This is a genomic window from Amycolatopsis sp. (genome assembly GCF_025464955.1).
In the GTDB taxonomy this organism is placed as follows: Bacteria; Actinomycetota; Actinomycetes; order Mycobacteriales; family Pseudonocardiaceae; genus Amycolatopsis.
In genome coordinates, this window is the sequence record NZ_JAODNM010000124.1 from 309,612 (window position 1) to 331,003 (window position 21,392).

General features: G+C 68.3%; 23 protein-coding genes. 9 read left to right on the top strand and 14 right to left on the bottom strand.

The genetic code is table 11. The annotated features are described in order from the left end of the window. Nucleotides 1-11 precede the first annotated feature (11 nt). Together JWQ81_RS31830 and JWQ81_RS31835 are read right to left on the bottom strand one after the other, a co-directional pair. A complete protein-coding gene (locus JWQ81_RS31830) occupies nucleotides 12-1,508 on the bottom strand; it encodes a cytochrome ubiquinol oxidase subunit I (RefSeq protein WP_297547469.1) in 1,497 nt (498 codons plus the stop codon). A gap of 83 nt (nucleotides 1,509-1,591) precedes the next feature. Beyond that, on the bottom strand, nucleotides 1,592-2,545 hold the full coding sequence (locus JWQ81_RS31835; protein WP_297547470.1) for a S41 family peptidase: 954 nt from the start codon (nucleotides 2,543-2,545) through the stop codon (nucleotides 1,592-1,594). Between the two features lie 179 nt (nucleotides 2,546-2,724). Between JWQ81_RS31835 and JWQ81_RS31840 the strand changes: the two genes are divergently transcribed. Then, nucleotides 2,725-3,327: a TMEM165/GDT1 family protein gene (locus tag JWQ81_RS31840; RefSeq protein WP_297547645.1), complete on the top strand. Its 603-nt coding sequence runs from the start codon at nucleotides 2,725-2,727 to the stop codon at nucleotides 3,325-3,327. Between the two features lie 154 nt (nucleotides 3,328-3,481). After that, a complete protein-coding gene (locus JWQ81_RS31845; protein ID WP_297547471.1) occupies nucleotides 3,482-4,153 on the top strand; it encodes a DUF998 domain-containing protein in 672 nt (223 codons plus the stop codon). Here the strand turns inward: JWQ81_RS31845 and JWQ81_RS31850 are convergent. Further along, nucleotides 4,131-4,763: a helix-turn-helix domain-containing protein gene (locus JWQ81_RS31850; RefSeq protein WP_297547472.1), complete on the bottom strand. Its 633-nt coding sequence runs from the start codon at nucleotides 4,761-4,763 to the stop codon at nucleotides 4,131-4,133. The two genes, JWQ81_RS31845 and JWQ81_RS31850, sit on opposite strands and share 23 nt — an antisense overlap. After that, on the bottom strand, nucleotides 4,760-5,614 hold the full coding sequence (locus JWQ81_RS31855) for a hypothetical protein (protein WP_297547646.1): 855 nt from the start codon (nucleotides 5,612-5,614) through the stop codon (nucleotides 4,760-4,762). The genes JWQ81_RS31850 and JWQ81_RS31855 overlap by 4 nt, the downstream gene beginning before the upstream one ends. Nucleotides 5,615-5,805: 191 nt before the next feature. Here JWQ81_RS31855 and JWQ81_RS31860 point away from each other — a divergent pair, with 191 nt between their 5' ends. Both JWQ81_RS31860 and JWQ81_RS31865 read left to right on the top strand, forming a co-directional pair. Then, nucleotides 5,806-7,641, top strand: a complete 1,836-nt coding sequence (locus tag JWQ81_RS31860) for a substrate-binding and VWA domain-containing protein (RefSeq protein ID WP_297547473.1) — start codon at nucleotides 5,806-5,808, stop codon at nucleotides 7,639-7,641. Nucleotides 7,642-7,647: 6 nt separating this feature from the next. Beyond that, nucleotides 7,648-8,391, top strand: coding sequence for a hypothetical protein (locus JWQ81_RS31865; protein ID WP_297547474.1), 744 nt, complete (start codon nucleotides 7,648-7,650; stop codon nucleotides 8,389-8,391). Between the two features lie 5 nt (nucleotides 8,392-8,396). Here JWQ81_RS31865 and JWQ81_RS31870 read toward each other — a convergent pair whose 3' ends face one another. Further along, nucleotides 8,397-9,476 (bottom strand): hypothetical protein, encoded by a 1,080-nt coding sequence (locus JWQ81_RS31870; protein WP_297547475.1) that lies wholly within the window; start codon nucleotides 9,474-9,476, stop codon nucleotides 8,397-8,399. Between the two features lie 124 nt (nucleotides 9,477-9,600). Here JWQ81_RS31870 and JWQ81_RS31875 point away from each other — a divergent pair, with 124 nt between their 5' ends. Next, the gene (locus tag JWQ81_RS31875; RefSeq protein WP_297547476.1) at nucleotides 9,601-10,398 is read left to right on the top strand and encodes a DUF2470 domain-containing protein; all 798 of its coding nucleotides are present in this window, start codon (nucleotides 9,601-9,603) and stop codon (nucleotides 10,396-10,398) included. 57 nt (nucleotides 10,399-10,455) lie between these two features. Here JWQ81_RS31875 and JWQ81_RS31880 read toward each other — a convergent pair whose 3' ends face one another. Then, nucleotides 10,456-10,926, bottom strand: coding sequence for a PPOX class F420-dependent oxidoreductase (locus tag JWQ81_RS31880; protein ID WP_297547477.1), 471 nt, complete (start codon nucleotides 10,924-10,926; stop codon nucleotides 10,456-10,458). 36 nt (nucleotides 10,927-10,962) lie between these two features. Between JWQ81_RS31880 and JWQ81_RS31885 the strand changes: the two genes are divergently transcribed. The 3 genes from JWQ81_RS31885 to JWQ81_RS31895 all read left to right on the top strand — a co-directional run bounded on the left by JWQ81_RS31885 (nucleotide 10,963) and on the right by JWQ81_RS31895 (nucleotide 13,725). Beyond that, on the top strand, nucleotides 10,963-11,775 hold the full coding sequence (locus JWQ81_RS31885) for a CPBP family intramembrane glutamic endopeptidase (protein ID WP_297547478.1): 813 nt from the start codon (nucleotides 10,963-10,965) through the stop codon (nucleotides 11,773-11,775). Nucleotides 11,776-11,825: 50 nt separating this feature from the next. Further along, a complete protein-coding gene (arcA, locus tag JWQ81_RS31890) occupies nucleotides 11,826-13,010 on the top strand; it encodes an arginine deiminase (protein WP_297547647.1) in 1,185 nt (394 codons plus the stop codon). A gap of 163 nt (nucleotides 13,011-13,173) precedes the next feature. Next, nucleotides 13,174-13,725, top strand: coding sequence for a ferritin (locus JWQ81_RS31895; protein WP_297547479.1), 552 nt, complete (start codon nucleotides 13,174-13,176; stop codon nucleotides 13,723-13,725). A gap of 73 nt (nucleotides 13,726-13,798) precedes the next feature. Here the strand turns inward: JWQ81_RS31895 and JWQ81_RS31900 are convergent, their stop codons facing one another. From JWQ81_RS31900 to JWQ81_RS31915, 4 genes are all read right to left on the bottom strand, one after another. After that, entirely contained in the window at nucleotides 13,799-14,659 is an 861-nt protein-coding gene (locus tag JWQ81_RS31900) for a hypothetical protein (protein ID WP_297547480.1), read from the bottom strand. Then, nucleotides 14,656-15,174: a SigE family RNA polymerase sigma factor gene (locus JWQ81_RS31905; protein ID WP_297547648.1), complete on the bottom strand. Its 519-nt coding sequence runs from the start codon at nucleotides 15,172-15,174 to the stop codon at nucleotides 14,656-14,658. The genes JWQ81_RS31900 and JWQ81_RS31905 overlap by 4 nt, the downstream gene beginning before the upstream one ends. Nucleotides 15,175-15,401: 227 nt before the next feature. Continuing rightward, nucleotides 15,402-15,755: a DUF952 domain-containing protein gene (locus JWQ81_RS31910; protein WP_297547481.1), complete on the bottom strand. Its 354-nt coding sequence runs from the start codon at nucleotides 15,753-15,755 to the stop codon at nucleotides 15,402-15,404. A 6-nt stretch (nucleotides 15,756-15,761) separates the two neighbouring features. Then, a complete protein-coding gene (locus JWQ81_RS31915) occupies nucleotides 15,762-16,634 on the bottom strand; it encodes a DUF5926 family protein (RefSeq protein ID WP_297547482.1) in 873 nt (290 codons plus the stop codon). A gap of 132 nt (nucleotides 16,635-16,766) precedes the next feature. Here JWQ81_RS31915 and JWQ81_RS31920 point away from each other — a divergent pair, with 132 nt between their 5' ends. Next, nucleotides 16,767-17,924 carry a cytochrome P450 gene (locus JWQ81_RS31920; protein ID WP_297547483.1) on the top strand — a complete coding sequence of 386 codons (1,158 nt, stop codon included), beginning with the start codon at nucleotides 16,767-16,769 and terminating at the stop codon, nucleotides 17,922-17,924. Here JWQ81_RS31920 and JWQ81_RS31925 read toward each other — a convergent pair. From JWQ81_RS31925 to JWQ81_RS31940, 4 genes are all read right to left on the bottom strand, one after another. Then, the gene (locus JWQ81_RS31925; protein WP_297547484.1) at nucleotides 17,921-18,901 is read right to left on the bottom strand and encodes a DUF4328 domain-containing protein; all 981 of its coding nucleotides are present in this window, start codon (nucleotides 18,899-18,901) and stop codon (nucleotides 17,921-17,923) included. The genes JWQ81_RS31920 and JWQ81_RS31925 overlap by 4 nt on opposite strands. A gap of 3 nt (nucleotides 18,902-18,904) precedes the next feature. Further along, a complete protein-coding gene (locus JWQ81_RS31930) occupies nucleotides 18,905-19,255 on the bottom strand; it encodes a rhodanese-like domain-containing protein (protein ID WP_297547485.1) in 351 nt (116 codons plus the stop codon). Nucleotides 19,256-19,351: 96 nt separating this feature from the next. Continuing rightward, complete coding sequence (locus tag JWQ81_RS31935) at nucleotides 19,352-20,983, bottom strand: cation acetate symporter (RefSeq protein WP_297547486.1); 1,632 nt, start codon at nucleotides 20,981-20,983, stop codon at nucleotides 19,352-19,354. After that, the gene (locus JWQ81_RS31940; RefSeq protein WP_297547487.1) at nucleotides 20,980-21,330 is read right to left on the bottom strand and encodes a DUF485 domain-containing protein; all 351 of its coding nucleotides are present in this window, start codon (nucleotides 21,328-21,330) and stop codon (nucleotides 20,980-20,982) included. The genes JWQ81_RS31935 and JWQ81_RS31940 overlap by 4 nt, the downstream gene beginning before the upstream one ends. Nucleotides 21,331-21,392 lie beyond the last annotated feature (62 nt).

Sequence of the window (21,392 nt, forward strand, 5' to 3'; positions counted from 1 at the left end):
ACCCCTGAGGATTAATAGGCAAAGGACAGGGTTTCTGTGTCTTCCGCATCAGATCCGTTGTCCTGCTTGGGTTTCTCGGGTGGCATAACGCCTTCGACGCCGCCCCGGACGTACTTCCGCATGAGATAGAGCTCGACAACACCGAGCACGGCGTACACCAGCGAAATCGAGATCAGCGAGGTCCAGACCTCGCCGGTGGACAACTGCGAGACGGCCTGGGCGGTGAACATCCAGACTCCGTCCACACCGGACGGATTGGGCACCACCACGAACGGCTGCCTGCCCATCTCGGTGAAGATCCAACCGGCACTGTTCGCGATGAACGGCGTCGCGATGCCGATCAACCCGAGCCGCGGGAACCACTTGGTCGACGGGATCCGGCCGCGCCGCGTCAGCCACAGCGCCAGCAGGCCGATCCCGGCCGAGACCGCGCCGAAGCCAATCATGATCCGGAAGCCCCAGTAGGTCACCGGCAGGTTCGGCACGTAGTCGATCGGCTTGCCGGCGAGCGCGCCGAGCTCCGGGTCGTTCGGGTAGTTCGTACCGTATTTCGCCTGGTACGCCGAGATCAGCGGTTCGACACCTTTGACCTCGCTGGAGAAGTCGTTGTGCGCCAGGAACGAGAGCAGTGCCGGCACGGTGAACGTCTTGACGCTCTCGCAGTTGGCGTTGGCGACGTCGCCGATCGCGAGGATGGAGAAGCTGGCCGGTTTTTCCGTGTGGCACAGGGCTTCCGCCGAGGCCATCTTCATCGGCTGCTGCTCGAACATGAGCTTGCCCTGGGTGTCGCCGGTGATCGCGAGCGCCGCGAACGCGACGATCCCGACCCACGAACCGAGCCGCAGCGAGGACCGCCACATCGAGCGGTGCTCGTCTCCCGCCGAGCGTTTCCGCCACAGGTGCCACATCGCGACCCCGACGATGAACGCCGCCGCCACCGAGAACGCGCCCGCGATGGTGTGCGGGATCGCGGCGAGCGCGGTGTTGTTCGTCAGCACCGCGCCGATCGAGTTCATCGTCGGCTTCCCGTTGACGAAGTCGACGCCCACCGGGTGCTGCATCCACGAGTTCGCCGCGAGGATGAAGTACGCCGACGCCATCGTGGCCAGCGAAAACGCCCACGCGCAGGCGAGGTGGACCTTCTTCGGCAGCCTGTCCCAGCCGAAGATCCACAGCCCGAGGAACGTCGACTCGATGAAGAACGCGAACAGCCCCTCCAACGCCAGTGGCGCCCCGAAGACGTCCCCGACGAACCGCGAGTACGCGCTCCACGTCATGCCGAACTGGAACTCCTGGACCAGCCCGGTCACCACGCCCATGGCGAAGTTGACCAGCAGCAGCTTGCCCCAGAACTTGGTCATCTTGAGATAGCGGCGGTCGCCGGTGCGCACCCACGCCGTCTGCATGCCCGCGACGAGCACGGAAAGCCCGATCGTCAACGGAACCATCAGGAAGTGATAGACGGTGGTGATGCCGAACTGCCACCGAGCGAGCTCCAGGACGTCCACGCTTCCGAGCGTGCTCCCTGTCCCCAGCACTCGCCAGTCCTACTGGTCCCGATCATGAGGGGACCAAGGTCCCGAACGGGACGCTAGAACTCGGACAGCGCCAGCCGGGCTTCATCGGCCACCGGCCGCCGCGCTCCGGAATCCCCCAGCGTCAGCACCTGCTCCAAGGCGAGCTGGTACGCGGTGGTGAACGCTTCGGCGGCCGGCACCGCGATATCCGGCTGGACTCCGCAGCCTTCCCAGTTACCACCGGACACGGGATTGATCGCCCGTGCGTGTGACACGGTGACGTCCAGATGCGTCGCGATCTTGTACTGCCGCCGCGGGTTCGCGCCGCCCCTCGTGGGCTCGCCGACCGTCTTCGCGCGTTTCGACTGCTGGAGCGAGTAACTGAGGTCCTCGCCACCGGAGAATGTGTCCGGCCCGATCAGCGCCCACACCGGCTTCGTGCCGCCGAACTTGCGCCCCGGCACGTACTGCGACGTCCAAAACTGCTGGGTGCGGTCCCCTTCGCGAAAGTAGACGTCGTTGAGGTGCTTGGCTTCGTCGAAAAGGTAGCTGCTGATCAGCGCCGACGTGGCCGATTGACCACCGTCGTTCTGCCGGACATCGATCACCAGCGCGTCGGTCGGCGCGAGCAGTGACATGGCGGCGCTGATCGCCGGGCCGGAGACCTCGGAAAACGGCAGCCAGCGTGTATCGAGGTAGCCGACGTTGCCAGGCAGACGCTCGACCCGTGCAATGCCGTAACCGCTCAACTCGGCTTCGGCGCGATACGCCTCGATGTCGAACGAGCCGTCTCCGCCGTCGTGCACCGGCTCCAGGTGGTACCGCAGCCTGAGGTGCTTGTCGCCGTTGACCGACTGCAGATCCTCCGTGACGACAGCCGCGAGCTCCTCGTCGTCGAGCCCGTCGTATGCGCCGTCGGCGACCCTTGCTCGCAGCAGCTTCGCGAGCTGCCCAGCGACGTCCGGGAAGACGTACATCGTCTCCAGCCGCCGACACACTTCGTCGATCTGCCCCACGCGTTCGGTCATCTCCGAAGGATACCCACACAATGAGATTCGGCATACCGAAATAAAATGTCCGGCCGGTCGATAACGACCATTCACCGGTACCAAAACCGGTAATTCGGGAAATCCATCTACTTGCCGGTACTGAACGGCTCCTTTATCGTTGCAGTGAAAGGGGCGTGTGAATACCGATGTCTCCCGCAATGTGGGCGCTGATAAGCGCGTTCGGCCTGGTACTGGCAGTGGAACTGCCGGATAAGACGCTGGTCGCAACGCTGGTACTGACGACCCGTTTCCGGGCTTGGCCGGTATTCGCCGGAGTCTGCGTCGCGTTCGCCATACAATGCGTGATCGCGGTCGTGTTCGGGAGCTTTCTGACCCTGCTCCCGGGATCGCTCGTCACCGGAATCGTGGCCACCCTGTTCGCCGTCGGCGCCTACATGTTGCTGCGCGAGGGCTTCACTCCCGGCGTCGACGGTGAAGAAGACGCTTCCCGCTCCGGCCCCACGCCGGTGACGTTCCTGCGTTCCGCGATCACGTCGTTCGGCGTGCTCTTCGCCGCGGAGTGGGGCGACGCCTCCCAACTGGCGACGGCAAGCCTGGCCGCGAAGTTCGGCAACCCGTTCGCGGTCGGTGTCGGCGCGTTCGTCGCGCTGGTGTCGGTCGCCGGGCTGGCCGTGTTCATCGGCCAGAAGATCCGCAGCCGCATCCGCCCGAAGCTGATCCAGCGTGTCGCCGGGTTCGTGTTCGCCGGATTCGCCGTGTTCGCCGCCGGGGAACTGCTCGTGAGCGTTCTGGCCGGTTAGAACCGGCTGTACTGCTCACGAGTTCACAGGTTGGCACGGTAACCTCAGGCGAAGTCCAGATGAGGGCAAGGTGAACCGGCGATGACGCCGCGGGGCCTTGCCCTCGATGTCTGTCGTCGCCACCCCTGGCCCAGTCGCCGAGGAGGCCACCGGAATGACCGCCGTCCAGTCCCCGGCCGCCCGCGTTTCGCCCCTGCCCGGGCGGTTCGCGGTGGCCGGCATGGCGGTGGCGGTGGTCATCGCGGTGGACCTCCACCTGCGACTGTCGAAGCAGGTCAGCCCGGTCTGGCAGACGCTGAGCGAGTACGTCTACGGGCATCTGGGCACCAGGTCCGCGGCGCCGCTGTTCAGCGCGATGTGCCTGGCGCTCTCCCTCGGCTCGCTCGCGTTGCTGATCGGCATTGCCAGGGTCCGCCGGTCGACGCCGATCCTGGTCCTGCTCGGGACGTGGTGCGTGGGCCTGCTGATCTGCGCGACCTTCCCTGTCGATCCCGAAGGACAGGCGCGTTCGTTCAGCGGACAGTTGCACAACTACGCGGCACTGACGGCGTTCGTCGCGCTCCCGTCGGCGGCGTGGCTACTCACTCGCGCCAGCGCGGTCCGCTGTCCGTGGGAACCCCGCCGCAAGGCGATCCGGCGGCTGGCCGTGGCCAGCCTGGGCAGTGTCGTGGTGGTGCTGGGCGGATTCGTCGCGACGCTGGTCATCGGCACTTCCGCACATCCCGAAGTGACCATGGGCCTGTTCGAGCGGCTGCTGTTCACGATCGATCTCGCCTTGCTGGCGACGATGGTCCGGCCGCTGCTCAGCGCCGGAGAACCTCGCTGAGCGCGGCCGCCGCCTCGACGATCTGAGGCCCGACCACCCTTGCGTCGAGCGGTTCCAACGTCACGACGCCGACGCTCGCGCGCAGCCCCGAAACGCCACGGATCGGCGCCGCTATCCCGGACGCGCCGTCCTGCAGCTCTCCGCTCGACGTCGCCCAGCCCTGCTCGGACGTCCTCATGGCCATCGCCTTGCCGGCCGCGCCCGCGGTGAGCGGATGACGGCTGCCGACCCGGTAGGCGACGTGGAAGTCCGTCGACGTCGGCTCGACGACCGCCACGGCCTGCGCCTGGTTTCCCTGCGCGACGGACAGGTGGGCTGTCGCGCCCACCTTCTCCGCCAGCTCGCGCAGCACGGGGTACGCCGCGTCCCGCAGCTGCGGGAGGACCTGCCCGGCGAGCCTGAGCAGGCCCACACCGAGCCGGACCTTCGTCCCGTCCCGCCACACCAGCCCGCGTTCCGACAGCGGCACGAGGAGCCGGTAGACCGCCGCGCGGCTGGCGCCGATGGTGACGGCCAGCTCCGTGATGGTCGCCGCCTCGCCACCGGCGTCCGCGACGGCTTGCAGCAACGCGAGGCCGCGATCGAGCGTCAGCGACCCCTCGCCGCTCATAGCAGTTTGAGCTCCGCGAGGTCGGCCACCGGCTCGGCGAAGGACGCCGCGGCGTACGACCCGAACAACGCCCGGACGGCCTTGGCCGCGTCGTCGGACAGCGCCTTGGCCTCCTTGGCCAGCGACTCTCCGTCGGTTTCTTCCAGCGCGCCTCGCACGTCGCCGCCCGAGAGGCACCGCGCGGAGGCCACCAGCAGGTTCAGGAACCCGTGATGGACGACGCCGGAGCCTTCGGCGGTGTGCCGGACCGCCCGGTGCAGGCTGTTCGTGGCCTTGAACGACGCCCCGCTGGACGCGCTGACCACGGACAGGAAGTCCGCGACCTCGTCGACGCTCGGGAAGTTCTCGCTGGACAGGCCGCCGCAGCGGATCTTGGGCCAGCTGCCGTGCTCGATCACCTTGCGGACGCCGTCGAGCCAGCCGACACCGCGCCGCGGCTCGACGACCCGGATGACGTCCTCGGGCACGAATTCCGACACCCGCTCCAGCCACACCTCGTCGACGTCGGACGGCGCGGGCATCTCCACCATCCGCAGCGCGAGCAGCTCGCCACGCGACTCGACGATCGAGATCGCCTTCGGGACGCCGCCGAGGCCGGTGTCGATGATCAGGGAAAGCGGCAGCGGCTGCTTCGGCTTCACCTTGATCAACTCGGTGATCAGCTCAGGCAGCCGCGAGGCCTGACAGAGGAATACCCCCAGTACACCGGCATGTTCACCGGCCTTGGTTTCGAAGTGCGCCCGCAACGCTTCGGGCATGGACGCCTCTCCGGGAGGGAAGAGGGCCGAGTCGTCGACGAGCCGCGCGAACAGGGGAGGGATTCCACGGGGGCCGGGGGGAGTGAGTTCCACAGCGCTTGACACGACTAACACGCTAGTAGCGTTCGGCATCAGGACAAAATCGTCCGTTCTGCGGACGCAGTTCGGCCGGACGTCAAGGCCCTCTTCAGCCGCCGCAACGGTTCGGCAACTTCGGTCGATCTCCGTCTCGGCCACCGGATACTGAGCCCTCTACGATCCCCGCCGGCTAGCACGGAGGTTCGATGACCCTGAACGCGCAAGCCGCCCGGAAACGGCGCCGGAAGATCTCGTTCCTCGCGGCGATCGTGGTGGCCGCCGGGCTGATCGTGGGCCTGCGCTACCTGACGAGCGACTCCGGCTCGAGCGCGGCGCCCGGCAGCCAGGCCAAGTGCGCCAGCTCCGACGCGCTGTCGCTCCACGTCACGAGTTCGCCGGAGAAGGCGGGCGTCATGAAGGAGGCGGCGAACGCCTACAGCGGGCGCTCGGTCGCCGGCAAATGCGTGGACGTCGTCGTGACGGCCCAGAGCTCCGGAACGACCATGCAGGAGCTGGCGCAGGGCTGGAACGAGGTCGCCGACGGCCCCCGCCCCGACGTCTGGTCCCCCGCGGCCTCGGGCTGGGTAAACCTGCTGCGGCAGCGCCTCACCGGCACCGACCACGCATCGATCGTCTCGGCGGACACCCCGCAGTCGATCGTCAACTCCCCGCTGACCATCGCGATGCCGAAGCCGATGGCCGAGGCTCTCGGCTGGCCCGGCAAGCCACTGGGCTGGAAGGACCTCGACGCGCTCGCGACCGACCCGGCAGGCTGGGCGAAGTTCGGCCACCCGGAGTGGGGCAAGTTCCGCCTCGGCAAGACCAACCCGACCATCTCGACGGCCGGCCTCAACGCCACCATCGGCGCCTACTACGCGGCCACCGGCACGTCGTCCGACCTGACCGCCGCCGCGCTCGCGAAACCGCAGGTGGTGTCGTTCGTCCGCGGCGTCGAGCAGTCGATCGTGCACTACGGCGACAACACGCTCACCTTCCTGACCAACCTGCAGAAGGCCGACGACCGCAGCGCGGCGCTGTCCTACATCTCCGCGGTGACCGTCGAAGAGAACTCGCTGATCGGCTACAACGAGGGCAACCCGACCAACGACCCGGCGAAGCTCGGCCAGCACGCCAAGCCGAAGGTGCCGCTGGTCGCGATCTACCCGAGCGACGGCACGCTGAACTCCGACCACCCGTACACACCGCTGACCTGGATCGACGACGCGCACAAGCAGGCGGCCGCGGACTTCTTCACCTACCTGCGCGGCGCGGACGCGCAGAAGAAGTTCGAAGACCTCGGGTTCCGCACCTTCGACAACAAGCCGGGCCAGCAGGTCACCGCGGACAACGGCGCGCAGCCGGACGCCAAGCTCAACCTGATCACGCCGCCGAGCCCGCCCGTGCTCGACAAGCTGCTGCAGTCGTGGACCCAGCTGCGCAAGAAGGCGAACCTGCTGCTGGTCGTCGACGTCTCCGGGTCGATGGGCGACCCGGTGGCGGGCACCGGCAAGTCGAAGATGGACCTGGCGAAGCAGGCGGCGATCACCTCGCTCGGCCAGTTCACCGACACCGACCAGGTCGGGCTGTGGATGTTCTCGACCCAGCTCGACGGCGACAAGGACTACGCCGAGGTCGTGCCGGTAGGCCCGGTCGGCGGCCAGGTCGACGGCGTCAAACGGCGTGACGCGCTGGCGACCCGGCTCGGCGGGCTGTCCCCGCAGACCGGCACGGGCCTCTACGATTCGACACTCGCGGCGTACCAGTACGTTCAGCAGCATCTGGACCCGTCGGCGATCAACGCGGTCGTCGTGCTCACCGACGGCCGCAACGAGGACACCTCGGGCATCGACCTACCGAACCTCCTCGGGCAGCTGAAAACCGAGGGCGCCGACCCGGTCCGCCTGTTCACCATCGCCTACGGCGGCGACGCCGACCAGGACACGCTGCGCCAGATCGCGCAGGCCACCCAGGCCAGCGAGTACGACTCGTCCAAGCCGGACACCATCGACCAGGTGTTCACGGCCGTGATCTCGAACTTCTGAGGACGTATGGCTTTCGGTAAGGAACTGCGAGAACCGTGGGGACTGTTCCTCGCGGCCGGGACGGCCGGCGTCGCGTGGGCGGTGCAACTACCACTGGGGATAGCCGCCGGTGTCGGCGTTGTCGTGCTGCTGGCCCGCGCCGGCGTCGCCGCGGCCGGCAATAAGGGGGTGCCGGCAACCAAGCCGCCGAAGGCCATCGAGGTCGATCCCCAGTCGGCCGAAGGCGTCTGGTGCGCCAGGGCCGCCGCGGCGGCCGCCGATTTCGCGCAAGCCGGCGGTGCGCTTGAGGACGGCCCGCTCGCCGAACGGGTGGCCGAGATGAAGCCGGGCGTCGACGAGACGATCGAGACGCTGCGCCGGCTCGCGGGCCGCGCAACGACCGCGGCGAAGGCGCTCGGCCACATCGACCGGTCCGCACTGGCCGTGGAAAAGTCGCGGCTTCGCCGGAGCATCGCGTCGGCGGACGCGGACGTGCACGCCGACCTCGACCAGGCGCTGGCGTCGATCCAGGAGCAGGAAGACGTCCACGCCCGGCTGACGAGCTCCCGCACGAAGCTGCTCGCCCGGCTCCAGTCAGGCGCGCTCGGCCTGGAAGCCCTGGTCGCGCGCGTCGTCGAGCTCTCGGCGCTCGAGGACACCGGGCCCGACGCCGCGTCCGGCACCGTCGCCGACCTGGGTGACCAGCTCGAAGGCATCCGGCGCGGCGTCCTCGAAACCGACGAGGCCACCCGACGCGCGCTGGGGACGTGAGCGGATTACGCGGTGAGTTTGACTGTGCCGTGCAACGGATAGCCCGGTAGGCCAACCCTGAGCCGGACCCCCTGCCGAGGCGGGCCGATGATCCACAGCCGCCCGGTCGCGATGACGTTGACGATCAGGTTCACGTCGACCTTGATCAGCCGAAACGTCGCCTGGCGGCCGTCGGGCAGGGTGGCGCTCCCGCCGACACTCGCCACCCCGGCCGCGGTGAGGACGAAGTCCCCGTAGGTCACCACGGCCAACTCGGTCCACGTCGTCTCGACCGGCTTCCTGCCGATCCGGAACGCGCTGACGATCACCAGCCCCGCCAGCAACGCGAACACCGCGGCCACCGATGGGGCGAACCCGGAGAAGAAGTCGCCCACCGGACCCGAAGCGGAGTCCACGGATAGCCAGATCCAAGCCAGCCAGGCGAGGATGGCGGCGAAGCACGTGATCACGGTCACTTGCCCCCGCCGCACGTCCGCCAGCCGGGCCAGCAGCACCGGGTCCTCGTTCGGTCCGCACGGTTGCCGTGGTTCAAGCGGGAGCTCCTCGGCACCGTCCGGCGGCTCCGGCCGGACGCGCCCGAGGGTTCCGACGACCGCGCCGGGCAGGAGCACCAGCGCGTGCCCGCGGGGACCGGGACCGAGCACCCAGACCCGCCGCTGCCCGGCGAGCTGGAGTCGTTTGGCCGCGGCCATGCGAAGCACCAGCCACTGCGGGTCGCCGTCGCCGGGGAGGCGGAGGCCGACCTTGTTGCCTGCGTGCAGAACTCCGCCCTGACCTGGCCAAAGTTCCCGAAAACCACCGCCGAGCAGGTTGCCCATCGGGCGAACCGTGCCGAGATAGGTCCGCAGAGACAAGACCCCGGACGGGCCGAAGAGGACGACGAAGAAGCCAGGAGCCGCGATCCCGACGTCGCTGCGGACGAAGATCACCACGCCGAGTGCGACGAGGACCAGGTTTGCCACGAACGAGCGCAGTACGCGCCGGCGGCCCTTGGTGAACAGGTCGGCGAACAGCGGGTCGGCGTTCGCCGCCCGGTCCGGGCGCGGTTCGAACACGCGTACCCGGTCCACCTGAGTGCTTTGCACGGTTGGTCCTTCTCGGCAGGTGACCTGGTCATCCCCCTTTCGGTGGTACCCGGTGATCCGTTACGCACCGGCCTTCCCAATCCGGAGAGCACAGGTTAGCCTCACCTAACTAGGAGGTGCGCCAGTGACCGAGACACCCGTGACAACCACCCGTCGACCGCCGGCCCCGAACCCGTCCGAACGTGCCAAGACGATCGCCACCCGCACTGGGCCGGCGACGCTGATGCCCACCGTCGAAGGTCCGGACCGCGACAGCGAACGCGTCGTCCCGGTGCTGCATCACGTGCACGCCAGCGGCAGCGTCAGCATCCTGCTGCCCGACGACCACCCGATGCTCACCGCGACCCGGCAGACCCAGCGCGGCGAGCTGGCCGTGGTGTGCGAACTCGTCGACCAGGCGCCGGTGGACCTGCGGGAACCGGTCCGGGGCCTGCTGTGGATCACCGGCTGGTTGCGGCCGCTCAACGACGTTTCGGCACGGGCGCGCGCGGTGTCGATCGCCGAGCACCGGCCGGACGAGCGGCTGCTCGACGTCGGACACGGCGTGAGCGTGCTGCGGCTGACGCCCGCGTCACTGGTACTGGCCGACGCCGACGGCACCCACTCGCTGCGGCCGCACATGTTCAGCGCCGCCAGCCCCGATCCGTTCCACGACTACGAAGCCGGTTGGTTGCGGCACCTGGAAAGCGACCACTCCGACGTCGTCGAGCAGCTGGCCCACCACCTGCCGCCGGATCTGCGCCAGGGACGCCTCCGGCCGCTCGGCCTCGACCGCTACGGCCTTCGGCTGCGCGTGGAAGCCACGAGCGGCGACCACGACGTCCGGCTGGCGTTCTCACGCCCGGTCGATGGCCCGCCGCAACTCGCCGCCGAGTTGCGGCGCCTCGTCGGATGCCCGTTCCTGCAGCGCGAACGCTCGTGAGCGTTCCGGCCGGTACCGTGCCCTGCGGGCCACCCGCACCCGGGCGAGCCGGAACGCTCACGAGCCCTCAGCCAGCTCCGGCGGGAACCCACCGGTCGCGATCGGGCCCCAGCTCGCGATGGTGATCCGGATCAGGCTCTTGTTCTGGCGGACCATGGCTTCGCGGTATTCGTCCCAGTCCGAGTGCTCGCCCGAAATGCTGCGGAAGTACTCCACCAGCGGCTCGACGGCTTCGGGGATGTCGAGGATCTCCGCGGTCCCGTGGAACTGCACCCACGGCCCGTTCCACTCGTCGGAGAGCATGCAGACCGAGACCTTCGGGTTCTTCCGGATGTTGACCACCTTCGCGCGCTGCGGGTAGGTGGCGATCACCAACCGGCCTTCGGCATCGACGCCGCTGGTCGCAGGCGAGAGCTGCGGGCCGCCGTCGGCCTTGGTGGTCATCAGGATGGCGCGGTGCCGGGTGCGGAGGAACTCGACGAGACCGGCGCGATCGACTTTGTCATTGGTGGCGATGTAGGGCGACATGACACCCAATTTACGGGTGGACGGTAGCGTGCGCTGATGAGCTCCACCGCGCGTTCCTGGTTGCGCCCCGAACGTCCCGGCCTCCCCGAGGTGAGCACCGACCCGGCGCGGCGGCGCGTGCTCAAGATCGAGCTGTTCGTGGTCTTCGGCATCACCCTCGGCCTGTCCGGGCTCCGTAGCCTGCTGTCCCTTGTGGACTCACTGCTGAAACCGGTCGCGCTGTCCCAGCAGCACGTGGCACTCAACGTCTCCCAGGCCACGGCGAGTCTGATCGACCTGCTCCAGCAGCTGCTCGACGTGGTGCAGCTGGTCGGCTGGGGCGCGCTCGGGCTGTATCTGCTGTGGCAGGGCGGAATCAAGCTCGCCTCGATCGGGCTGGACACCAGTCGCCGCGGCCGAGACCTGGGCTGGGCGTTCGGACTCGCCGCGCTCATCGGCATTCCCGGGCTGGTGCTGTACTTCGTCGGCTACCAGCTGGGGATCAGCCTCGCCGTCCAACCGTCCACTTTGGGCGACACCTGGTGGCGGCCGATCGCGCTGGTGCTGTCGGCCTTCGGCAACGCGTTCGCCGAGGAAGCCCTCGTCATCGGCTACCTGCTGACCCGGCTGCGGCAGCTGGGCGTCCGCGAGAACAGCTCACTGCTCGGCGCGGCCGTCCTGCGCGGCTCGTACCACCTCTACCAAGGGTTCGGCGGGTTCATCGGCAACCTGGTGATGGGCCTGGTGTTCGGGCGCGTCTGGCAGCGCACGAACCGGCTGTGGCCGCTGGTGGTCGCCCACACACTGTTGGACGTCGTATCTTTCGTCGGTTATTCGCTACTGAAGAACCACATTTCCTGGCTGCCCTAGTCGTGGGTCATTAGGCTCACCTGGTGATCGAAGAACCGAAAGCACCCCGCGTGGACAGCGAAGTCGGCCGCCTGCGCACCGTTCTCCTGCACCGGCCCGGCAACGAGCTCAAAAGGCTCACTCCGCGCAACAACGACCAGTTGCTCTTCGACTCGATCCCCTGGGTCGACCGCGCGCAGCAGGAGCACGACGCCTTCGCCGAGGTGCTGCGCGGCCGTGGTGTCGAGGTACTGCTGCTCGGCGACACCCTGCGCACCGCGCTCGCCGATCCCCGCGCCCACGCGGCCGGGGTGCACGCGGCCGTCGACGACCGACGGCTCGGCAACGACCTCGCCGACTCCCTGCGCTCCCACCTGTCCGGCATCGACGCCGCGGCGCTCGCCGAAACGCTGATGGCCGGGATGACCTTCGAGGAACTCCCGGCGGCCGAAGGCAATTCGCTCGTCCAGAAGATGAACCACCCGCACGACTTCGCCGTGGACCCGCTGCCGAACCTGCTGTTCACGCGCGACTCCTCGGCGTGGATCGGCGACCGGGTCGCGATCTCCTCGCTCACCATGCCCGCGCGACGACGTGAGACCGCGTTGCTCGACCTCGTCTACGCCTATCACCCGCGGTTCCGGCAGGCCGCGCGCGCGTACGGCGCCCACTCCGCGCCGATCGAAGGCGGCGACGTGATGCTGCTGTCGCCCGGGGTCGTGGCCATCGGCGTCGGCGAGCGCACCACCGCGGCCGGTGCCGAGTCGCTGGCCCGTTCGCTGTTCGCGGACGACGTCGCCCACACCGTGCTCGCGGTGCCGATCGAGCAGGCCCGCGCCACGATGCACCTCGACACCGTGTGCACGATGGTCGACTCCGACGCCGTGGTGATGTATCCACTCTCCCGCGACTCGCTGACCGCCTTCACCGTGCGTCCCGACGGCAACGGTTCGGTGCATGTCACCGGGCCGGCACCGTTCCTGACCGCGGCCGCGGAGGCCATGGGCATCGAGCGGCTGCGGGTGATCGACACCGGGCTCGACCCGGTCACCGCCGAGCGTGAGCAGTGGGACGACGGGAACAACACCCTCGCACTGGCGCCGGGGGTCGTCGTCGGTTACGAGCGCAACGGCGAGACCAACGCACGGCTGGAAGAAGCCGGTATCGAGGTGCTGCCGATCGCCGGTTCGGAGCTGGGATCCGGCCGCGGCGGACCGCGCTGCATGTCCTGCCCGGTGGTCCGCGACCCTGTTTAGCCTTCCCTCAATAAATAGTCACAACAATAGCGGTAAAGCCTCTGAAAGTTAGGGAAGGCTAAGCGAATTTAGTCTGGCCTAGCTTGTGGAATAGTAACCTAATAGGGGGTAGATCACCAGTGAAAAGTGGAAATAAATAGGCCTTTCGGTTATCTTCGAAGACATGGCCCTCACGAAAAAAGAACCGCGATCGAAGTTCTACGAACTGCTGCAGGCGCAGGTGCACAACGAGTTCAACGCGTCCCAGCAGTACATCGCGCTGGCGGTCTGGTTCGACAACGAGGACCTGCCCCAGCTCGCGAAGCACTTCTACAAGCAGTCCGTCGAGGAGCGCAACCACGCGATGGCACTCGTCCAGTACATGCTGGACACCGACCACCATGTCGAGATCCCCGGCACCGGTGAGGTCCGCAACGAGTTCTCCGGCGTCGTCGACCTGATCGAGCTTGCCCTCGCGCAGGAAAAGGAGGTCGCGGCCGACATCCAGACGTTGGCCAAGGCCGCCCGCGCGGAAGAGGACTTCATGGCCGAGCAGTTCGTGCAGTGGTTCCTCGCCGAACAGGTCGAAGAGATCTCGCAGATGACCACGCTGCTCAACGTCGTCAAGCGGGCGAACGGAAACCTCTTCGACATCGAGGCGCACCTGCACCGCGAATCGGTCGGCGACAGCGCGCCCAGCGCCAACATGCCCCCGGTCGCCGGCGGCGCACTGTAATAGCTTCCGCACAAACGGAAAACCCGGGCTCTCCCCCTGTGGAGTAGCCCGGGTTTTCGTTTGCGCGCCCCGCTCAGGCGGCGCAGTCCTGGTTGTCGCTGCTGAGGTTCACGTTCTCCACCTGCTGGGAGTTGTTTACCGAAAAGCTGTAGGTGCTCGTGACTCCGGCGGGCGCGGTAAGCCCGCCAGTCCCACCGTCGGTGGCCCCGGGATACGCGGTGAACACGTCGTCCTCTGAGGAACCCTGGCCGATGCCCTCCGGGGTGTGCACCGGTGCGTCCGGCGCGATGGCCACGAGCCCGTTGGCCGCCGAAATGGCGATCGATCCGGTGCTCGGCACGCCGCTGCCGGCGATGTCGAATGACGAGCAGGAGGCCGTGCTGCCGGTCTGGGTCAACGTGACCCCCTGCGCGGCGGCCTGCGCGGCGGTCATCCCGAGCTTCAGGTTGCCGTAACCGGCGGCGTTGAGCTCCGGACCGACGTACTTCGGCATGGTGGGCTTGCCGGCGACTTTGGGGTTGGTGACGGGAGGCATGTCGTTGCGGCGCGATGGCGGAGGCGTTGGGGTCGGCGATTGCGGTATCACCGGCTCGACGACGGTGAACTGCGTGCTGGGGTCGCTCGGAGCTGGGGGCACAGTGGACAACGCCGTCGGGTGGACGCCGTCCGCCGAAGTGGTTTCCAGCGGCTGCGAGGCCACGTCGACCGTCTGATGGTGCCCGCGCAGGCTGCCGACCGTCACGACGCCGCCGACCATCATCACCGCCAGGGTCACCCCGGTGGCAGAGGTCAGTATGGCCCGCCGACGGCGGAGGCGCTGGGCGCCCGCGACGATGGCCTGCTTGGTGCCTGCTTCGGGCTGCACCCCGAGGCGGTCGTCGGTGAACAACCGCCGGAGTTCGCCGTCGAGCTCGTCGTCGTCGAAAGAGCTCAAGCTGTTCCCCTCCCTTCACCGTCCTGCATGACCGGCATCAGTTTTGTCCGTAACGAGGCCATGGCCTTACTCGCCTGGCTCTTCACCGTGCCGGCGCTGATACCCAGCGTCGCCGCGATTTCGATTTCGGAGAGTCCTTCGTAGTAACGCAGGACCATCACCGCACGTTGCCTCGGCGGCAAAGCCCGTAACGCGAGCCACAGTGGTTCGTGCTCGAACGGGTCCGCCGGACTGAACGGCTGGGTGTCCGGCATGTCGGCGACGAGGTTCTCCCGCCGCGTCCGGCGCCACCGGCTGACGTGCGCGTTTGCCATCGACCGGCGGATGTAGGCCAGCGGGTCCCCGGTCTTGCGCTGGACGTAGGTCCACCGGGAGCCGATCTTCTCCAGCACGGTCTGCACGAGGTCGGCCGCGTCGTGCGGATTGCCGGTCAACGCGTGGCCGTAGCGGAGCAGGCCGGGCAGGGCGGACTCGACGAAGTCCGCGAAGTCCGAGAACTTCCCCTCCGCAGCCACCGGCCTCCCTCGGTGCTTGGTGACCGCCCAGCCTTCGACCCCGGATCCCCCCGAGACGGCCGGCACGCGCGCGGTCACCGCGTGTCTTCCCTCCAGCATGGCCTCGCCAGGCGCTTTCGCACCGCCATGAGCAAAACGCATGACCGCCCCCGCTGGTTGTCCCGCTGCTGTGCCCGTTTATTACGACACATTGAGGGACGCCCGAACGGGGGCGGCGTTGCCCCCGTTTACCGGTTCGCGAGAACCTCCGGTAACCGGAAAGAACCATCCGGCTCCGGCGGAAGGGGGTGGACGGCCACCACGGCCGCACGCGGGATCGGACCGTAGACGTGCGGGAACCAGGTGGCGTCCCGATTGTCCGGATAGGCCTGCTCCCAGCGCAACGGCACCCCTAGTGCGGCCGGGTCGACCTCCAGCACGACGAGATCGGTGCGGCCCAGGTAGAGCCGGTTCGCCGGCTGGTGCAGCGTGCCGGGGTCGGAGCAGTGGATGAAGCCCTCGGTGTCGAGCGAAGCAGCCCGGTAGGAGCCGCCCTCGGGCACGGCGGCCCACTCGTCGGCCGAGCACATGTGCAGGATCATTCGCCGCTACCTCAGCGTGAGCTGGCGGCCGATGAGCCCGTCACGAGACCGGCGCTCGGCGGTCGTCAGCGGCTCCGAGTCCAACGACTTGAGCGCGGCCTCCAACCGGATACCCAACTCCTTCGCACCCTCGGTCCACTCGCGCGCATGCGCCTCGGGGTCGAGGTCCCACACCGGCACGAGCAGGCCGTGCGCCCGGAACGAACCGGCATACCGCGAACCCTCGCCGATCCCGATCTCGCCGGCCGCGGACAGCCGCGCAAGCGCTTGCATCAGCAGGTTCTCCGGCTCGGGGCGGACCCAGCGCAGATGTGCCTTGTCGCCGGCCTCGACCCAGTACGCGCCGGGGCTGAGCCGCTCGGTCGGCATGATCGCCGCGTTCGCGCGCTCGAGGGACATGGCGATCTCGTCGTTCGACTCGGAGTCCTCGGGCAGCCACCAGGAGAAGTCCGTGTGCAGCGTGGCGTCGAGTTCGACGTCCGCGACCAGCAGATCCTGCAGGCGCTCACCCTCGGCGGCGGGGGTCGTGGTGTCGGGCACGCCAAGAATGTCGCCGACGTTCGCGTCGAGCACCCAGCGCAGCGACCGGCCAAGGTCGCGGCTGATGTCGGTGGACCGGGTCTGCACCTGCAGGCCGACGAACCGCTCACCGTCCGACCGCACGAACGCGGCTGCCGCCACCGGCAGCACCGTGCCCAGCGTGACCGTCTGGTCGCTGTCCCGAAGCGTCAGCTTCGCCGTCGCCGACGGCACGAACTCGCGCAGCGCGATCAACTCGGACTCCGCGGCCAAGCCCTCGAACGGCTGGCCGACGAACACCTCGCGCACCTTCGGTTTACGGTCCGTCTTGGGACCCTTCTTGCGCCCGCCCTTGCCCATTTGGCCTCCTTCTGCTCGGCCAGCAGACGCTACCGCCCCGCGCCCCGGCACCACGGCGGCGGGGCGCGGCTCGTGAGTGGCGGCGCCGGCGAGAACCGGCCGGAACGCTCACGAGTCCTTTACGCTCGGGTGGTGTTCGACACCGCAGATCCCGTGTTCCTCGCTGACCCGTATCCCGCGTACGCCGCGCTGCGCGCCGAGGGTGAAGTGCACCGGCACGAGGGGCTCGGGATCGCGGTCGCCGTGTCGCACGCGGCATCGGCGGCGGTGTTGCGGCATCGCGGGCTCGGCCGGATCTGGTCCGACGCGACGCCGTTGGAGCGGTTCACCTCGTTCAACCTCCTGCACCGCAACTCGTTGCTGGAGAACGAGCCACCGGCGCACACCCGGCTTCGACGCCTGATCGCCGGCGCGTTCGGACGCGGGCACGTCCAGCGGTTGCGGCCGATGGTGGCCGAGCTCGCCGAAGGCATGGTCGACGAGCTGGCGGGCAAGATCGCCGCGGACGGCGAAGCCGACCTGCTCGAGCACCTCGCCCAGCCGCTGCCGATCTCGGTGATCGCGGAACTGCTCGGCGCGCCGGTGGCCGACGGGCGGCAACTGGTCGTCCTCAGCAACGCGATCGTCAAGATGTACGAGTACGGCCTGCCGGAGGCCGAGCGCGACGACGCCGAGCGCGCGGCCGGCGAGTTCGTCGCGTACGTGCGTGACCTCGCGGCCGGTCCGCTGGGCGACGACCTGATCAGCGACCTCCGCCGGGACGGGCTGAGTGCCGACGAGCTGGTCGCGACAGCCGTCCTGCTGCTGATGGCCGGGCACGAAGCCACCGTCAACGTGCTCGGCAACGGCGTGTACGCCCTGCTCAAGCACCGCGACCAGTGGGAAAGGCTGCTCGGGGACGCCGAACTCCTCGACACCGGTGTCGAGGAGTTGATCCGCTTCGACGCTCCGCTGCAGCTCTTCGAGCGCACGGCCACTACCGACGTCGAGATCGCCGGGTACTCGATCGCGAAGGGTGAGCGGATCGGCGCGCTGCTCGGCGCGGCCGCGCGTGATCCGAAGGTGTTCGACGACCCCGACACGCTCGACATCGGCCGCACCCCGAACGCGCACCTGGGTTTCGGGATGGGCATCCACTACTGCGTCGGCGCGCCGCTGGCGAGGGTCGAGATCGCCGCGGCACTGACCGCGTTGACCACCCGGCTACCTGGTCTGCGCCTGGCGGCCGAACCCAGGCGACGCGCGGAGTTCGTCATCCGCGGCTTCCAGGAACTCCGAGTCGCGCTTTAGCGGACGCCGCCATGTGACCGGACAGCGCGCAGCGCCGGGTCCGGTGCGCCGTCGACCTTGACCACGCGGAACGACCGGAGCTTGCGGGCGTCCATCGGCGCGAGCAGGCCGGTGAACCGGCGGATCAGCAACGCCGTGACCACGGCCAGCGCGACCGCGGACAAGTCCAGCAACGCGGTGAGCACGGTGCCGTCGGCCTGGGCCTGGACACCGTCTTGAGTGCGCCACCAGAGCACGACCACGAGCAGCACCCAGTTGACGATCCAAGCCGCCCACCAGCCGAGTACCAGCCTCGACGGCGAAGGCCGACGGGCGGACGGGCGGCTGAGAACGGCGTGTTCGAGTTCGGCGATGATCGATCCGGCCATCACCAGGTTGACCACCGGCACCAGGAACCCGGCCAGCACCTGCCGCGAGCTTCGCGGCGGGTTCTCGCCGACGGCGTCGGCCGCGGCGACCCGGGCGACGAACAGCCACCACAGCGCGAGCACGACCGGGACCAGCGAAAACACCGAAGTCAGCAAGGACGACGTGAGCAGGAGGCTGTCCGAAGTCGCGACTACCCCGGTGTTCAGCGCCGACGCCCGGCTCTGCACCAGCAGCACGTACCGCCAGATCTCGGAACCGCCGGCCACCAGCCCCAGCACCGCGAGGATCCACAGCATCGGCGCGGTGTTGCGGGCGATCATCCGGACCCGCTGCAGCGGGCTCGCGACGTCCGACGCCGTGCCGGGCACGGCTGTCGGGGAACGCCACGTCAGGTTCGGGAAGCCCCAGCGGGGAATCGCGGCATACGACGGCGGACCGGCGTACCGCTCGGCGCCTTTCGCGCGCCGGGCCGGCCAGGCACCGGGCGGCGGCGACGCGACCCAGCGCACACGCGTGCGGTACCGCGGCTGCTGGAACGGCTGGGGCTGGGCATAACGCGGCTGTGGTGGCATCTGCGGCCGCGCCTGCGGATACTGACCTGGGTGCATGCCTTATAAGATCTCGGGTTCGGTGTCCGGCCGCTCGCTGATGAGCTCACGTCCCTCGACCTGCCACGACTTCATGCCGCCGGCCACGTTGACCGCGTCCCAGCCGCTCGAGTTCAGCCACGCGGTGGCGCGGGCGGACCGGCCGCCGCTGCGGCAGATCACGTACACCGGCACGTCGGTGGGCAGTTCCGTCAGCTCCTCGACCCGGGAGGGCAGGTCGCCGAGCGGGATGTGCTTCGCGTCGGGCGCGTGTCCGGCAGCCCATTCGTCGTCCTCACGGACATCGAGCAGCACCACCGCGTCCTTGGGCAGGTCGGCGATCGAGACAGTCGGCAGTTCAGCAGGGCTTACCACGTTCTCATGCTCCCATGTTCGGACGTTGTGCGCGTGTGAGGCGGTGCGGGGAAGGTCCCGTTCATCGTCGAAACGGGACCTTCCCCGCACCCGAGGTCACTCCGGGTTGGCTTTCTCCGCGCCGAGACCGGTCAGCGAGCGGACCTCCATCTCGGCGTACTTCTTCGCGTTGTACTCCTTGGACAGCACGGTGCCCAGCCAGCCGAGGATGAACGCGAGCGGGATGGAGACGATGCCGGGGTTGTCGAGCGGGAACCAGTGGAAGTCGACGTTTTGCAGCATCGACGCGCTCTTGCCGGTGGTGGGGCTCTTCGGTTTCCCCGACACCGCCGGCGAGAAGATGATCAGCACGATCGTGATGATCAGGCCGCCGTAGATGCTCCAGAGCGCGCCCTGGGTGTTGAAGCGTTTCCAGAACAGCGAGTACAGCAGCGTCGGCAGGTTGGCCGAAGCCGCGACGGCGAACGCGAGCGCGACGAGGAACGCGACGTTCTGGCCGTTGGCGAGGATGCCGCCGAGGATCGCGACCGCCCCGATCACCACCGCGGTGATCCGGGCGACCTTCACCTCCGACTTGCTGTCGGACTTGCCCTTCTTGATCACGTTGGCGTAGACGTCGTGGGCGAAGGACGCCGACGCCGTGATCGTCAGCCCGGCGACGACCGCGAGGATCGTCGCGAAGGCGACCGCCGCGATCAACCCGAGTAGGACCGGTCCGCCGAGCGCCTTGGCCAGCAGCGGTGCGGCGGAGTTGACGCCGCCGGGTGCCGCGCTGATGTCCTTCGGTCCGACGAGCGCGCCGGCGCCGTAGCCGAGCACCAGCGTGAACAGGTAGAACACGCCGATCAGAGCGATCGCCCACACCACCGAGCGACGCGCTTCCCTGGCCGTCGGCACGGTGTAGAAGCGCATCAGGACGTGCGGCAGGCCGGCTGTGCCGAGCACCAGCGCGATGCCGAGCGAGAGGAAGTCGAGCCGAGTGGTACCGGTGAGCCCGTACTGCTTACCCGGGCTGAGCAGTGCTTCGCCGGTCTTCCCGCCCTTGTCGACGGCGCCCTGAAGCAGGCTGGACAGGTTGAAGCCGAACTTGCTGAGCACCCAGATGGTCATCACGAGCGCGCCGATGATCAGCAGCGTCGCCTTGATGATCTGCACCCAGGTGGTGCCCTTCATGCCACCGACCAGCACGTAGACGATCATGATCACGCCGACGATCGCGATGACCAGCGCCTGCCCGGTCTTGCTCTCGATTCCCAGTAGCAGCGCGACGAGACCACCGGCGCCGGACATCTGCGCGAGCAGGTAGAAGAACGACACCGCCAGGGTCGAGATCGCGGCGGCGGCGCGGACCGGACGTTGTTTCATCCGGAAGGCCAGCACGTCGCCCATGGTGAACTTGCCGGTGTTGCGCAGCAGTTCCGCGACCAGCAGCAGTGCGACCAGCCAGGCGACGAGGAAGCCGATGGAGTACAGGAAGCCGTCGTAGCCGTTGATCGCGATGGCCCCGGCGATGCCGAGGAACGACGCCGCCGACAGGTAGTCGCCGGAGATCGCGATGCCGTTCTGCGGGCCGGTGAACGCGCGCCCGGCGGCGTAGTAGTCCGACGCGGTCTTGCTGTTGCGGCTGGCCCGGAACACGATGACCAGGGTGATCAGCACGAACACGCCGAAGATGGTGATGTTGAGGGCCGGGTTGCTGCCTTCGACCGTCGCGGCAAGGTAGGTCATTTCTTCGTCCCCTCGACCTCGGCGCGGATCTGTTCGGCGACCGGATCGAGTTTCCGGTTCGCATAACGCACGTAGAGCCCGGTGATCACGAAGGTCGAGACGAACTGCAGCAGCCCGAACACCAGCCCCACGGTGATGTTGCCGAACATCTTCGTCGACATGAACGGGTGCGCGTAGTCCGCGAGCAGCACGTAGAGCAGGTACCAGACCAGGAACAACACCGAAACCGGGAAAACGAAGTTACGCAGTCGTCGTCGAAGCTGAATGAACTCGGGACTCGACTGGATGCGCTCCCAGTCCTCGTCCGGTGCTGGATCTTCCGAGAGGCCTTGCTCGGTACTGCTCATGTCGGACCTCCATGTGTGCTCTGCCGAGCGACTTCGCTGTCCTCGGCCGCGCGGCCCTCGCA